The organism is Marinilactibacillus piezotolerans, from assembly GCF_900114235.1.
GTDB classification, from domain to species: domain Bacteria; phylum Bacillota; class Bacilli; order Lactobacillales; family Carnobacteriaceae_A; genus Marinilactibacillus; species Marinilactibacillus piezotolerans.
The window spans coordinates 26,150-40,035 of the sequence record NZ_FOSJ01000020.1; the positions used below are offsets into that span (position 1 = coordinate 26,150).

A 13,886-nucleotide genomic window follows, 5' to 3' on the forward strand; every position below is an offset into this window, starting at 1 on the left:
TTAAAATACTTGAAAATATATACCCCGGGGTGTATCATGTGAGTGGAATTAGAAAGGGTGATTTTAATAAAAATAAAAGGATTGATAGTCAGTTTTTTATTAGGAGGCACCATTGCTTTTAGTATGCCAAATCATAATACTGGAATAGCATAAAACGAATCCTCATAACCCTGCAGGAGTGTATTTCAATGATGAAGCAATGAATCAAAGACATAGCAAAAGACTATATAGAGATGATTGGCATGAAGAACATTACAATGGATGTAATTGATAGAAAAAAGCTTATTGTATTGCAATAACTTTTGAAAGGGAGGGAATGTAAATGGACTTTAAATATGAAGTTAAAACAAATAAATCATTTCAGACAGCTATTGAGGATATTACCGACAGCCTAAAAGAAAGAGAGTTTGGTGTATTATATCAAGTGAATTTCAAAGAGAAGATTAAATCTAAAGGTCTGGAATTTTCTTCAGATTTTGAGGTATTAGAAGTATGTAACCCAGGACAAGCAAAAGAAGTGTTGGAAAAACATACTGAAGCAGGTTATTTTTTACCTTGCAAAGTAGTGGTTTACGAAAAGAGAGACGAAGTATATATTGGATTATTGAAACCCACAATATTAATCGGCTTGATTGAAGATGATGGTTTGAAAACAATTGCTGAAGAAGTAGAAAATACGTTGAAAGAAGCGATTCAAGCAGCTGTTTAAAAGGGGGAAATCGTTTTATGTATCATTGGTATGGCATGGGAGGACATTGGTGGAGTTGGCTGGGCTGGCTTGCATTGCTGATTATTGTCGTTTTGATTGTGTATATTATTGTAAAAACATTGAATTCTCGCTCAGAGTTTTCTTCAAAAAAAGAAAACTCGACCACAGAAGCGTTAAAAATATTGAATGAACGATACGCACGTGATGAAATTTCAGAAGAGGAGTACTTGCATCGTAAAGAGACCTTAACAGAAGACCGTACCCGATAGAACGGGGTGAACTCAAGTGGTAAACAAGTTTGGTTCGTGGTATAGTTAATGTACATTAAGAGCACCTCTTTCTAGTGTATTTGTGGTTATTTACATTACAGCAAAGAGCGTGCTCTTATTCTTTTTTCATGAACTCAAAAAAAGCGGGAACTCCAGAATTTTAAATCTGTGAGTTTCCGCTTTTATCATTTTAGGGACGGACTATTGTCCCAGCCCCATGTCAACTGAGTAAAATGAAACACATGAAAGGCTAAAAATATATTACTACTAATTGCGGAAGAAACCAAATTCTGAGCAAACCTTTGAACTACCAGACGCTATTGGAAGTCTTTTTGAGTTACATGAATGAGTGGGATTTGCCTAACTTAATTTGATAAATGAAATCATTAATAGATACCCTTCTGAGTGTGTCGGAAATTTTATACAATAAATAGAAAATACAGTCTTATAGGTAGCTCAAGGTAGAATTGATGAAAGTTTTCTTGAGGATTTACTTGTGTTCATCATAAAGGATTTACCTTACCCAGACGAAATTCGAATTAAACTATATAATAATTTGCAGTAAAAGTATTACATAGTTAATTAAGTTAAGGTTTTTGTAGTAGTAGAGCCCTCTTAAAAAGAAAAAAAGGAAGGTGGTTAAGTTAAACTTTACAAAAGAGCTACTCAATATAGAATATCTTTATATCCGAAACACTCTTATAGTTTTAGTTGCATGCTTTTCATGCATCCGTTTTTAATTGTAGTTTATATCTGTTTTACGCTTTTTATATTTTCTTCTATAAATAATAATACCTATGATTATTGAATTCATTAAAAGCACTCAAAGTCCCTACTTCTATACCAGTAGGGGACCCTACTATATAACAGTTGAAGCTTTGCAAGCGTTGGTTTAAAGCGCTTGTTAGGCTTTTTTTGTTTTTTTCGTGATTGTATAGACGATAAAAGATAATACAGAAAAGGAATATAAATCGGTTTAGCTTTAAAGTCTTTTATTATAGTCTGAATCTTAGTCTGTGATGAAAGAGTTTTTACCACTACGAACCGGAATTCAGTAATATTTTAATGAGAAGCATTTATGTTAGTAGCAAATTTTTAATTCACCATCCAAAGTCTTTCAGGCATTCTTTAGCATCTTCTTGTGATGACTGCAATTTAATGCCATATTGCTGGATTTTATCAGTTGCTAACCGTAAGTCGCGAAACTGATCGGCGTATCGTTCTTTATCGGCAAGGATAAATTGTCTAATACGTTCATTATCAAATCCAAGTTCTTTTGCAATAAAATTGGCGAATTCATAGGTAGATAAGTTATTATTGCTGGAAAAATGATAGGTTCCTTTTGGTAAGCCGAGAATTTTATCAAATTGCTGTGCAAAATTTTTAGCGTAAGTCATTCCGCGCATCTCATTAACTGTAAATTTAGTAGGTTTTTGATAAAACATTGCGTTCATTACATTTTTGATTATATTAGGACTTGAGGTTAACTCTGGAAAGGAAAGTCCCATCATCCAAGATAAGCGTAGGGTAACAAAATCCAATTCATGAATATTTAAGTATTCTTCCACTGCTAATTTCTGATTTCCATATACAGAAGTACTTTTAGGGGAGGTTTCTTCTGTGTAGGGTCCTGTTTTTTTCTTGTCGTTAAATACCTGTTCTGTGCTTAGAAAGATAAAGCGGGCCTTCTTTTTCTGACAAATTTTGGCAATTTGAATAGCGCTATCTGTGTTTACCTTTTTTGTTTCGTCTGGATGCATTTCACAATCGGTTGTTTGTGTTCTTGCGGCTGCATGAAGGACCGTGTCAAATTCAAGTTTTTCAAAAAATTGTTTAACTTCATCTGTATTTTCAAGGTCTAAGTCTTTTCGACTGATAGGAATAAACAAGAATTTCTCTTTGTTATATAACTGAATAAGTGAGGCTAGATAGCCTGTTGATCCAGTAACTGCGATTTTATACATTACTTATCCTCCTTTTAAATAGAAATTTCTCCATTTTCAGCTTCTTTTGTAAGTGATTTGATGATTTCGATACCAGAACTTGTTCCTATTCTGGTTGCGCCCAAAGTAATCATTTGTTTAAAGGTTTCAGCATCACGAATCCCTCCGGCGGCTTTTATCTGTACTGTCTCTTTAGTATGTTTTCTCATTAATTTGATATCTTCGAATGTAGCTCCGCTTGGGGCAAAACCGGTAGAAGTTTTTATAAAATCAGGCTCTACGGTGTTTGCAATAGTACATAGTTCAATTTTTTCTTCATCAGTTAGATAAGCATTCTCAAATATTACCTTCGAAATCACATTAGAGTTTCTGCATACCGTTACTATTTCTTCCATTTCTTGTTTTAAATAGCTCCAATTCTTGTTTTTTACTTCAGTAATGTTTATTACATAATCAATTTCATTGGCTCCATTTTTAATGGCATCTTCTGTCTCTGCTACTTTAGCTGCAATAGAGGTTTGACCTAATGGGAAACTGATTGCTGCCCCAGTGTGGATGTCGGTTCCTGTTAAAAACTTGCTACAGACTTTTGATTGTACTTGATTGATCGCTACCATTTTAAAGTGATAATTAATAGCTTCTTCGCAAAGATTATGCATGTCCTCTTTTGTAGCGAATGGTTTTAAGTTTGTATGGTCAATAAAACGTGCTAACTGATCAATGTTGTAAACTTCCATGTGATATCCTCCTATTATGTATTTACAAATTGAATAATACTCTGTCCGCACTTATTTGTCAAGGTGCTTGATTTAGCTATAATTTTATTGACATTTTAAAATTAATAGAGATAATATAAGTATATCTATGGTAAATGTAATTACATAATAAAATTATTAGCTAGAGCAAGAATTAACAGGAGGGAACTTTTTATGTTTATTTTAATACCAGAATCAAGAGAACGTGTTTGGGGGACGCCAAGATTACATGCATATTCAGGAGACCAAAATATTAATCAGATTGGGTCTGTGTATTCAGCAAGCGGTATTGAGGGGATTGATTGTAAGATAGTAGGCAGTTATCAATCACTTAATGAAATAATTCAGATAGATCCTGAGAGATTTGGGTTAAGAGAAGGGGATGTCTATCCATTAATCATATCTTTTACAGCATGTGATAAGAATTTGAGTATTCAAGTTCATCCAACCGATGAATATGCCCGTATTCATGAATCAATGCCTTATGGAAAAAGCGAAGCCTGGTATTTCATTACACCTCCAGAAGAAGGATGGATATATGCAGAGCAAACCAGCAAAGAAAAAGAGAGTATTTTAACTGCTGTAGATGACAAAAGGGTTTCTGATGTATTGCAAGAGTACCCAATTCAGCAGTATGATTTGGTCTATATCCCATCAGGAACAATTCACGCATTGACCAAAGGTGCATTGGTCTATGAAATCCAACAAGCTACCGATATTACTTATCGTTTTTATGACTATGATCGTCTAGATAAAGACGGTAAGAAACGCGAATTGCATGTAGAAAAAGCTATTGAGACTCTGAAGTTAGAACAAAAAGTGGAAAAAGATTCTTTCGATATCGGACAGACAGTTGAAAAACGCGAATTCACAATACAGCATTTTTCTGCTACTGATTTTCTATCTAATCCAGCTAAAATCGCTAGTGTTGCAACCATTTTATCTGGGGAGTTGTATATTGGGGACCAACCTTGTGCTATGGGACAAAGCATTGTCTTATTACCTGAGGAAAGTATTGAGATAACAGGGTGTGCTGAAGTGGTTTTAGCTACTCCACACATTTATTGGTAATCAGTTCCTATGCTATAATGGGAATATGATATAGAGGAGTAGATGAAGATGAATGTTCCATTGCATAAAAAAATACGTCAAGATATTTTAAATAAAATTCAGACGAATGAATATGCAGAAAATCAGTTGATTCCCACAGAACTTGAATTAGCAGATATCTATAGTGTGAGTAGACCAACTGTTAGGCAGGCAATCCAGTCTTTGGTAAATGAAGGATATCTAGAGAAAAGAAAAAAAAGAGGAACGATTGTTAAAAGACCGAAGATCCAGCAAGAATTTACACATGTGATTGAAAGTTACGATTCTGAAATGAGTCGTAAGGGTTTGGTTCCTGAAACAAGTATTCTCAAGTTTGGCATAGTACAAGCTAATGAAGAAGTTTCAAAAAATTTAGAAGTTCCGCTTGATTCAAAAGTATATAAACTGATTCGCTTGCGTTATGCAGAAAAAACTCCAGTTGTATTAGTTACGAGTTATATTCCTTATACTCTTTTCCCGAAATTAAGAGAGATCGATTTTTCCCAGGAAAAACTCTATCATGTTCTCGAAGAAATGGGACATCCTATCAAAACTGTGAGTCGCAAGCTTGAAATTATCAAAGCTGATGAAACAACAAGTGATTTATTAGATATTGATGCTGAGGAACCGGTCTTTTACTTTCATACTCAAGGTTTTTCTGAAAGTCATGTACCTATCGAATATTCGATTTCAAAATATCGCGGAGACCGTAACTCATTTATATTTGAATTGTCTCAATAATGAGTTATTTGCTTCTACGTAAAATATGTTTGAGCTATTAAACTTAAAAATTTATTTTAATCTAATTTTTAATTCATTATCATTTGGCAGCATTTATGTATTTTAAAGAACTTAAAGGAAAAGTTAATTAGGAAAGTTAGAATCATTTTTCTGAATGCACATTCTAAACAACTATTTATAGTGAGATGAAGGTAAATATATAGCTGATAAAAAGAGGCGCTCAGTTGAGTGCCTCTTTTTATCAGTTATTTCTTAAAAGTATTTAATGATAAGGAGCAAGTACTACAAACAATTTGTTTTTCTTTCTTAAGAGAAAAAGCGCATTCACCTATAGATATAAGAGATTCAACTTAATTATTAAAAATAAATGAGTTTAAAAATATAAATTTTCCGAATTATATTGACTGTAAATTAATCTTATTCTAATATATGTAACATACTACATAAATAAACGAATAAAAGATGATGGAATGATTTTTTAATTTAAAGGAGGAAAGCAGATGACTACTGAATACAATGTCAAATTTTATACTAATAGAAGAGGACAACAGGGTAATTTGCTTGCTGATATTTTCTTATTAATTATTCCGTAGCTTGGGTTCTATTCGTAAAAGATAGAGTCCTATTTCTGCAAATAAGAAAGAGGGCTCGGGGTCAAGCTACTAGATGCCAGCTCACTGTACAAAGTGGACTGGCTCTTTTATTTTATTTTGTTTAGACGGAAACCTCTATCTATAGTTCTTTAGGTAAGATGAAAAGTAGATAGAAATACGTTGATTGTTGTTTATTATATTAAAGAAAAAAGGAGAAAATATTATGAAAAAGAGAACGTGGTTTGTAGGGATAACAGCTTCTGCTGCTTTGCTGATGGCAGCGTGTGAGGCAGAGTCAGGTGAAGAAGGTTCTTCTGGAGAAACAGATTCGATAAATATTGCAGGGATTTTTGAACAATCAGGTCCAGTAGCGGCTTATGGAACTTCTGAGTTAAATGGTGTCCAGCTGGCAGTGGAGGAAATCAATGAAGCTGGTGGAGTCAATGGATTAGAGTTTGACTTAACCGATTATGATACACAATCTGAAGAAACAGAAGCGGCACAATTAGCTACTCGTGCAGCATCTGAGGGCGCACACGTTCTCGTAGGGCCGGCTACTTCAGGTGCTGCGATGGCTGCCGCACCTAGTGCTACGGCGGCTAGCGTACCGCTGGTTTCACCTTCAGCAACAGCTGATCAAGTTACTGTGGGAGAAGATGGAGAAGTAACACCTTTTGTGTTCCGTACCTCTTTCAAAGATTCATTCCAAGGTGTCGCACTGGCAAACTTTGCAGCAAATGAATTGGGTGCAGAAACCGCAGTTATTCTGGGTGATAATTCGAGTGACTATGGAGTTGGGCTAGCAGAAGCTTTCACTGGAGAATTTAGTGGAGAAATTGTTGCTACAGAAAACTTTACAGCAGGAGACACTGATTTTAGTGCTGTACTTACAAGCTTAACTAATCAGGATTTCGATGTGCTTTTCATTCCTGGTTACTATGAAGAAGCTGGATTGATCATTAGACAAGCAAGAGAAATGGGAATCGATCAACCGATTCTTGGACCAGATGGATTCGGGAATGCTCAATTAGTTGAATTGGCAGGAGCAGAAAATGTAACGGATGTTTATTATTCTGCACACTACACTTCAGAAGGAGATAATCCTGATGTGGCTGATTTTATATCAGCATTTGAAGAAAAATATGGTTCAGAACCAGATATGTTTGCTGCCTTGGCTTATGACACAGTATATCTTATAGCTGACGCAGTAGAAGATCTAGATGAAGTCACACCTGAAGGAATTCGTGATGCATTGCGTGAAGTAGAAGACTTTGAAGGTGTAACGGGAACATTTTCATTTGATGATTTCCACAATCCTGTTAAATCAGCAATCGTTGTTGAGTTAGACAATGGAGAAGAAGTGAATTTCACAGAAGTACAACCTGAATAAGTTTAAGAACAGAAGTAAAAGGGTCGTGGTTGGAACCTTAGGCCCTTTTATTTTGATGCAAATGAACAAGGAAGGAAGAACATAATGTCCAGTTTTATGCAGCAAGTCATCAATGGTTTATCCCTAGGAAGTATTTATGCTTTGATTGCACTAGGATATACAATGGTTTATGGAATTATTAAATTAATTAATTTTGCTCATGGTGAGATCTTTATGATAGGAGCGTTTGTAGGATATGCAACAATCCAGTTTTTAAATGTAGGATTAATTCCTGCACTGCTTGTCGCAATGACAGCAAGTGCACTCCTTGGTGTAATCATTGAACGAGTGGCGTATAGACCGCTAAGAAAATCTTCAAGAATCACGGCTTTGATCACGGCGATTGGGGTATCTTATCTGATTCAAAACGGCATGATCCAATGGGTCGGCCCGAATGTTCGGTCTTTTCCTCAAGTGCTGACGAATACTCGTTATGATCTGGGTTTCTTTTCGATCAGCCGTATACAGCTGATTATTTTTGGAACATCTATCATTTTAATGATCGCCTTACAGCTGATTGTGCATCAAACGAAGATGGGAAAAGCAATGCGTGCAGTCAGTATGGATCCTGAAGCAGCACAACTCATGGGGATTAATGTGAATCATGTTATTTCTTTTACCTTTATGTTAGGTTCAGCGCTAGCAGGAGCCGGAGGAGTCCTGGTTGGGTTGTTTTATAATACGATTAATCCAACGATGGGTTTTCTGCCAGGTTTGAAAGCATTTATCGCTGCTGTTTTAGGTGGTATAGGTATCATACCTGGAGCAATGCTTGGAGGGATTTTGATTGGCTTGACTGAAACAATGGTAGTGGCTTATGGGAACTCATTACTTAGAGATGCTGTTGTATTTGTCATACTGATCCTGATTCTGCTGGTTCGTCCATCAGGTATTTTAGGGAAAACAACCAAAGAGAAAGTGTAGGAGATTTATATGTCGAAACGAATGAAATCAATCCTCGTATGGGTTGTTATTGCGTTAATTGGGTTTGCTATTATTCAGGTCGCTATTTTAACAGGTTGGATCACGAGATATTATGAAATGACTTTAATGTTGATTTTAATCAATATCATGCTGGCAGTAGGATTAAATCTCATAGTAGGGATTTCTGGACAATTGTCTTTAGGCCACGCAGGATTTATGGCGTTAGGAGCATATACTACGGGTATTATTACCCGTATGATGCCAAACTTAGGAGGGTTTGCTTTAGGTATATTAGGCGGCGTGTTCTTATCTGGGATCGTTGCTTATGTAGTCGGTATACCGACTCTGCGGTTGAAAGGAGATTATCTAGCCATTGCCACTCTTGGTGTTGGAGAGATTATTAGAATTGCTATTTTAAACTTAGATATCACAAATGGAGCACGCGGATTAAGCGGTATTCCAAAGCTGGCAACTTGGTATTATGCTTATATTGTGGTGGTATTGATTATTTTGGTCGCTGCTAATTATGTGAACAGCTCTCCCGGCAGAGCAACGATTTCTATAAGAGAAGACGAAATCGCAGCTGAGTCTTTGGGAATCAATATTCAGAAATATAAAATGATTGCTTTTTTGATAGGTACGATGACCGCCTCCGTTGCGGGCTCTTTCCACGCTACTTATTATCAACTAATCGTACCGAGCCAATTTGATTTTGTAAGGTCCATTGATATATTGATCATGGTTGTTCTAGGGGGTATGGGCAGCTTAACAGGAAGTATCTTTGCAGCTGTTTTCTTAGGTCTATTGAATCATTTCTTAGCAGATTATGGTTCGCTTCGAGTAATATTATATGCTATAGCATTGATTTTGGTGATGCTCTTTAAACCTTCTGGATTATTTGGAAGAAGAGAAATCAAAGCTTCTAAGTTATTCAACTGGAAGAAAAAGGGGGTCTCTCAGTCATGAGTATACTATCGGTCGAGAAACTGACGAAACAATTTGGAGGATTAACAGCAGTTTCAGATATCAATCTATCCATTCAAAAAAATGAATTGGTTGGTCTGATCGGACCTAACGGAGCAGGTAAAACAACTTTCTTCAATTTACTGACAGGCGTATATAAGCCTACAAAAGGAAAAATCAGTTTGAATGTTGGGAAAGAACCGATTTCACTAATTGATAAGCGAACAGATCAAATCGCTTCGTTAGGTATTGCCCGTACATTTCAGAATATTCGCTTGTTCAAGCAGTTAACGGTGATGGATAATGTATTGATCGGCATGCATCAAAAGAATAATGTAGGAACTATCCGAAGTATTCTGCGGGTACCCTCTTTCTTTAAGATGGAAGATAAATTGAAAAAGGAAGCTTTAGAGCTGCTCGCTATTTTTAATTTAGAAGACAGTGCAGATGTATTAGCTGAAAATTTATCTTACGGGCAGCAAAGAAGACTGGAAATTGTCCGTGCCTTAGCTACAGAACCTTCTCTGCTTTTCTTGGATGAGCCGGCTGCCGGAATGAATCCGCAAGAAAGTGTGGAACTGACGAAACTAATCAGAAAAATCCAACAAGAATTTGACTTAACGGTCATTTTGATTGAACATGACATGTCTGTAGTAATGAATGTATGCGAACGAATCTATGTACTGGAATACGGACGTTTATTGGCTGAAGGGACACCTGAAGCTATTCGCTCCAATCCTGATGTACTCCGAGCGTATTTAGGGGAGGAAGAGTAGATGTTAGATGTGAAAGAATTGACAGTGCATTATGGAGCCATTGAAGCAATTCATAACATTTCTTTTTCAGTAGAAGAAGGTGAGATCGTTTCTTTGATTGGGGCTAATGGAGCAGGGAAAACGACTATATTAAAAACCATTTCCGGATTGATCCAACCAACCAGCGGACAGGTGAGTTATTATGACAAAGCCATTGAAAAGGAATCCGCAAAACAAATCGTAAAAGAAGGAATCTCTCATGTACCGGAAGGCAGACATGTCTTTGGGGGAATGAGTGTACTTGAAAATCTTGAAATGGGCGCTTTCTTACGGAAAGATAAAGAAGGAATCAAGCGGGATCTGAAACGGATTTATGAGTATTTTCCGATTCTTGAAGAAAGAAGAAAACAGGATGCAGCTACTTTATCCGGCGGAGAACAACAAATGCTGGCAATGGGACGAGCATTGATGTCTCGACCAAAACTGTTACTTTTGGATGAACCTTCAATGGGGCTGGCGCCTATATTTATTCAGGGCATTTTTGATATTATTAAAGAAATCAACAAAGAAGACACAACGGTTCTGCTGATTGAGCAAAATGCTAAAATTGCGCTGCAAATTGCAGACCGAGGATATGTTCTGGAATCAGGAGAAGTAGTCCAGACCGGAACAGGAAAAGAGTTACTAGCAAGTGATGCTGTTCAAAAAGCATATCTGGGAGGCTAGCATCAAAACCGAAAATCCTAAAAGTGTTTATAAAAATAATTCATGTATCCTTTCAAAAATCATAATTAAGTTTAAAAGCAGAAATCCACTGAACAGGATTTCTGCTTTTTATCGTAAAGTATACTTTTACAATTCATGAATCTCGGCCATGTAACTCGAAGTAAAGCTTTTTAAAAATATAGCTAATTACTCTCAGAAGGTGTGAAGTCCACTGAGAAGCTTTCGACCCCTTCTTCTTTCACGTATTCATCAATTTGGTGCAGATCAGCATGCATATCAGAAGAACGTACTTTAAAGTATTCTGTACCATTTTGGTCTTTGATGATCGTGTCGCTTAAACGGGTATACTTTTGGCTGAATCCATACGCCGTAACGATGTAAGTATCTTCCACTAATTCAATTTTTAAATCGCTATAATTCGTTACCCCGTTTTCAAGACCGCGCTCTAACCATTTTTCTTTTTCAATTTCTAGTATTTTAGGGTTATTCGATTCTGCGGATGTGATTCTGGTATTATACTGGTTGAAGATAGCGATGCTGTTTTGATCAAAGGACAAAATAGACTGTTCGATATCTTGTGATGAAGTAAAGTTCAGTTGCCAGGTTGTATTGAACAAATCGGCCTGACTCAGTCCGGATTCATTCGTCATTTGGCTACGATAATGTTGAACAGCGAAATAAATGCCTAGACAACTGACTAAAACTAGCATTAGACTAAGAAGAATATTCATTAATTTTCTTCTCTCGCTTTTCTTTACCTTTTGCGAAATATCTTCTAATAAAGTAGAATCTTCTTTTAGCAGTTCATCTAATGGTACAGTATAAAACTCACTAATATGGACTAGAATCTCCAAATCTGGATAGGTCCTGCCTACCTCCCAGCTAGAAATTGTTTGTCTGGAGACATGAAGAATATCTGCCAGTTCTTTCTGTGATAAATTAGCTGCCTGCCTTTTTTCTTTTAAACGTTCCCCGATTTTCATATGCTTCCGCCTTCCTTATAATCATTATATTCGATATAAGAAAGAAATAGCTAGATTGGAATTGTGGAATTTCTTGAAAAAGTTGATTTGATAGGTTGCTACAGTTTGTTGCACAAGAATTGTAGGGTTACTTAAGTCAATAATGTAAAGGTTGTATAGTTTGATTTTCAAAATTGAAACTAATGATTAAATAAAATTATCTTCATAAGTATGTTTCTGGAAACATTTATAAAGAGTGTTGTTTAGATTGATTTACATATTTTTAGCTATGAGCTACTTTTAAAGAGTATCTGTGATATATTATGAAAAGAAGAGTAGGGCGGAGCGCGGTTTGAAAAGGAGTAAAAGAATGTTTTCAATTATGATTATAGAAGATGATGAAACAATTGCTCAATCATTAAAAAATGAAGCAGAACAGTGGGGATATTCTGCCTACGTCAGTGAAGACTTTAGCCGTATTACTGAAATAGTTGTTGAAAAAAGTCCTCAGCTCATCTTAATGGATATCCAGTTACCGACGTATAATGGCTATTACTGGTGCCAGGAAATTCGTAAGTTTTCTGAGGTGCCGATTATTTTTGTTTCTTCTAGAACGGACAATATGGATATCGTGATGGCTATACAAATGGGTGCTGATGATTATATCCAAAAACCATTTAGTCTTTCTATAGTTATGGCGAAAATTCAGGCAATTTTGAGAAGAACATATGATTTTAATGATACACAGGATTTTTTAGCTGTGAATGAAGTTCTGCTTAAACCTAGTACATCTACTATGATCTATAAAGAACAAGAAATTGAGCTGACACGAACAGAACTGAAAATCATGGAAATTTTATTTAGAAAAAAAGGAAATTATGTAACTCGAGAAATAATCATGACAAGTTTATGGGAAAACGAATCATTTATCGATGAGAACACATTAGCCGTTAATATTGCCAGACTAAGAAAGAAGCTGAAAAGTTTAGGACAAGATCAATTTATTACTACAAAAAAAGGGGTGGGATACGCTGTTGGACGACATGAATGAACAGAATTTATCTTTAAAATTAAGATTAAAAAACTTTTTTATATTAATGTTACCACAATTTTTGCTGATTTTTTTTCTTCTTGTAATATTTGGATTATTATTCTTTTTGTCTCGTACACCATTATCTTTGTACTGGTATGGAGTTCAACTTTCTCTGTTTTTTCTTTTAATATCAGTTGTTTTTCAGTGGCTGCGGTATTCTAGAAAAATCCAAAGGGCTGAATCTTTTCATAAACTTGGTTTAGAGGTAGATAAAAGCAAATTAGATCGAGCTGATATAGCTGAAAAAATCTATCAGAAACAGTATAGGAAATTAACAGAAGAGTACCTTGACTATAAGCAACGGGAAACTGAAAAAAGCAAAGAACAAATGGAATATTTTTCTCTCTGGTTGCACCAAATCAAGACACCAATAGCCGCAATCAGCTTACTTGTACAACAAAATAAAGAGGCGACAGCGCAAAAGCAGATGGAACAAGAAATACTAAGACTAGATGATTATACACATATGGCTTTAAATTATCTGAAACTTGAAGATGTTGGAAAAGAATTAGATTTAGAGTGGGTATCGATTGATGAAATCATCAAAGAAACATTAAAAAAATACTCGATTTTATTTATTTATAATAACCTAGATAATTCATACTTTTGCTTGAATCGTGGAAACACTGCCTAATGGCAGGCACTATGATACTTTTATTGTTTCACCTGTTAAGTGATGAAAAAAGAACTCCATTCTGATATAGTAAAGGTGTCGAAACCAACCATAAGAAAAGGAGTTCTTCTAATGACTAGCTTACACAAAAAACAGATTAAATTCAATTCTAACATTACCATTTCGCATACAGGTGGACGCTTATCTAGTGATTCCGGTTTGGTCTTAGTTAAAGAACTAATGAATACCTTTGGTTTCTCTGATTTAGCTAAACGACTACTTCACTTAAAAGAAAATCGTGCTTACTTCATACATGATAATC

Annotated in this window: 15 protein-coding genes; 12 read left to right on the plus strand and 3 right to left on the minus strand. The window is 35.6% G+C overall.

Translation table 11 applies throughout. From position 1 onward, the window contains the following. The first annotated feature begins 322 nt into the window (after positions 1-322). Positions 323-709 carry a DUF302 domain-containing protein gene (locus tag BM212_RS06450; protein ID WP_072693769.1) on the plus strand — a complete coding sequence of 129 codons (387 nt, stop codon included), beginning with the start codon at positions 323-325 and terminating at the stop codon, positions 707-709. A 17-nt stretch (positions 710-726) separates the two neighbouring features. Further along, positions 727-978 (plus strand): SHOCT domain-containing protein, encoded by a 252-nt coding sequence (locus tag BM212_RS06455; RefSeq protein WP_072693770.1) that lies wholly within the window; start codon positions 727-729, stop codon positions 976-978. Between the two features lie 1,100 nt (positions 979-2,078). On the opposite strand, the gene BM212_RS06460 is transcribed toward BM212_RS06455, so the two are convergent. Further along, entirely contained in the window at positions 2,079-2,942 is an 864-nt protein-coding gene (locus BM212_RS06460) for an SDR family oxidoreductase (RefSeq protein ID WP_091897408.1), read from the minus strand. A 14-nt stretch (positions 2,943-2,956) separates the two neighbouring features. After that, positions 2,957-3,658, minus strand: a complete 702-nt coding sequence (gene deoC / locus BM212_RS06465; protein WP_072693772.1) for a deoxyribose-phosphate aldolase — start codon at positions 3,656-3,658, stop codon at positions 2,957-2,959. A 192-nt stretch (positions 3,659-3,850) separates the two neighbouring features. Here deoC and BM212_RS06470 point away from each other — a divergent pair, with 192 nt between their 5' ends. The 7 genes from BM212_RS06470 (at position 3,851) to BM212_RS06500 (ending at position 10,896) form a co-directional block, all read left to right on the plus strand. Continuing rightward, positions 3,851-4,747 carry a class I mannose-6-phosphate isomerase gene (locus BM212_RS06470; protein ID WP_091897411.1) on the plus strand — a complete coding sequence of 299 codons (897 nt, stop codon included), beginning with the start codon at positions 3,851-3,853 and terminating at the stop codon, positions 4,745-4,747. 48 nt (positions 4,748-4,795) lie between these two features. After that, positions 4,796-5,506: a GntR family transcriptional regulator gene (locus tag BM212_RS06475; protein WP_072693774.1), complete on the plus strand. Its 711-nt coding sequence runs from the start codon at positions 4,796-4,798 to the stop codon at positions 5,504-5,506. Between the two features lie 816 nt (positions 5,507-6,322). After that, positions 6,323-7,489 (plus strand): ABC transporter substrate-binding protein, encoded by a 1,167-nt coding sequence (locus BM212_RS06480; protein WP_091897414.1) that lies wholly within the window; start codon positions 6,323-6,325, stop codon positions 7,487-7,489. A gap of 84 nt (positions 7,490-7,573) precedes the next feature. Then, complete coding sequence (locus BM212_RS06485; RefSeq protein ID WP_072693776.1) at positions 7,574-8,452, plus strand: branched-chain amino acid ABC transporter permease; 879 nt, start codon at positions 7,574-7,576, stop codon at positions 8,450-8,452. 9 nt (positions 8,453-8,461) lie between these two features. Then, complete coding sequence (locus BM212_RS06490; RefSeq protein WP_091897417.1) at positions 8,462-9,418, plus strand: branched-chain amino acid ABC transporter permease; 957 nt, start codon at positions 8,462-8,464, stop codon at positions 9,416-9,418. Beyond that, complete coding sequence (locus BM212_RS06495; protein ID WP_091897420.1) at positions 9,415-10,191, plus strand: ABC transporter ATP-binding protein; 777 nt, start codon at positions 9,415-9,417, stop codon at positions 10,189-10,191. Before BM212_RS06490 ends, BM212_RS06495 begins: the two co-directional genes overlap by 4 nt. Beyond that, the gene (locus BM212_RS06500) at positions 10,192-10,896 is read left to right on the plus strand and encodes an ABC transporter ATP-binding protein (RefSeq protein WP_091897423.1); all 705 of its coding nucleotides are present in this window, start codon (positions 10,192-10,194) and stop codon (positions 10,894-10,896) included. Positions 10,897-11,078: 182 nt separating this feature from the next. On the opposite strand, the gene BM212_RS06505 is transcribed toward BM212_RS06500, so the two are convergent. After that, positions 11,079-11,879, minus strand: coding sequence for a helix-turn-helix domain-containing protein (locus BM212_RS06505; RefSeq protein ID WP_072693780.1), 801 nt, complete (start codon positions 11,877-11,879; stop codon positions 11,079-11,081). Between the two features lie 349 nt (positions 11,880-12,228). Here BM212_RS06505 and BM212_RS06510 point away from each other — a divergent pair, with 349 nt between their 5' ends. The 3 genes from BM212_RS06510 to BM212_RS06520 form a co-directional block, all read left to right on the plus strand. Further along, a complete protein-coding gene (locus tag BM212_RS06510) occupies positions 12,229-12,909 on the plus strand; it encodes a response regulator transcription factor (RefSeq protein WP_091897426.1) in 681 nt (226 codons plus the stop codon). Continuing rightward, a complete protein-coding gene (locus BM212_RS06515; RefSeq protein ID WP_143744917.1) occupies positions 12,893-13,585 on the plus strand; it encodes a sensor histidine kinase in 693 nt (230 codons plus the stop codon). The genes BM212_RS06510 and BM212_RS06515 overlap by 17 nt, the downstream gene beginning before the upstream one ends. A gap of 111 nt (positions 13,586-13,696) precedes the next feature. Then, positions 13,697-13,886: transposase (locus BM212_RS06520; protein WP_177206372.1), on the plus strand; the 190-nt coding region annotated here is incomplete at its 3' end.

Coding starts and splice junctions, on each gene's coding strand:
- BM212_RS06480 (WP_091897414.1), top strand. CDS start 6,323: ATGAAAAAGAGAACGTGGTTTGTAGGGATAACAGCTTCTGCTGCTTTG.
- BM212_RS06495 (WP_091897420.1), top strand. CDS start 9,415: ATGAGTATACTATCGGTCGAGAAACTGACGAAACAATTTGGAGGATTA.
- BM212_RS06490 (WP_091897417.1), top strand. CDS start 8,462: ATGTCGAAACGAATGAAATCAATCCTCGTATGGGTTGTTATTGCGTTA.
- BM212_RS06455 (WP_072693770.1), top strand. CDS start 727: ATGTATCATTGGTATGGCATGGGAGGACATTGGTGGAGTTGGCTGGGC.
- BM212_RS06505 (WP_072693780.1), bottom strand. CDS start 11,879: ATGAAAATCGGGGAACGTTTAAAAGAAAAAAGGCAGGCAGCTAATTTA.
- BM212_RS06485 (WP_072693776.1), top strand. CDS start 7,574: ATGTCCAGTTTTATGCAGCAAGTCATCAATGGTTTATCCCTAGGAAGT.
- deoC (WP_072693772.1), bottom strand. CDS start 3,658: ATGGAAGTTTACAACATTGATCAGTTAGCACGTTTTATTGACCATACA.
- BM212_RS06475 (WP_072693774.1), top strand. CDS start 4,796: ATGAATGTTCCATTGCATAAAAAAATACGTCAAGATATTTTAAATAAA.
- BM212_RS06500 (WP_091897423.1), top strand. CDS start 10,192: ATGTTAGATGTGAAAGAATTGACAGTGCATTATGGAGCCATTGAAGCA.
- BM212_RS06450 (WP_072693769.1), top strand. CDS start 323: ATGGACTTTAAATATGAAGTTAAAACAAATAAATCATTTCAGACAGCT.
- BM212_RS06470 (WP_091897411.1), top strand. CDS start 3,851: ATGTTTATTTTAATACCAGAATCAAGAGAACGTGTTTGGGGGACGCCA.
- BM212_RS06510 (WP_091897426.1), top strand. CDS start 12,229: ATGTTTTCAATTATGATTATAGAAGATGATGAAACAATTGCTCAATCA.
- BM212_RS06460 (WP_091897408.1), bottom strand. CDS start 2,942: ATGTATAAAATCGCAGTTACTGGATCAACAGGCTATCTAGCCTCACTT.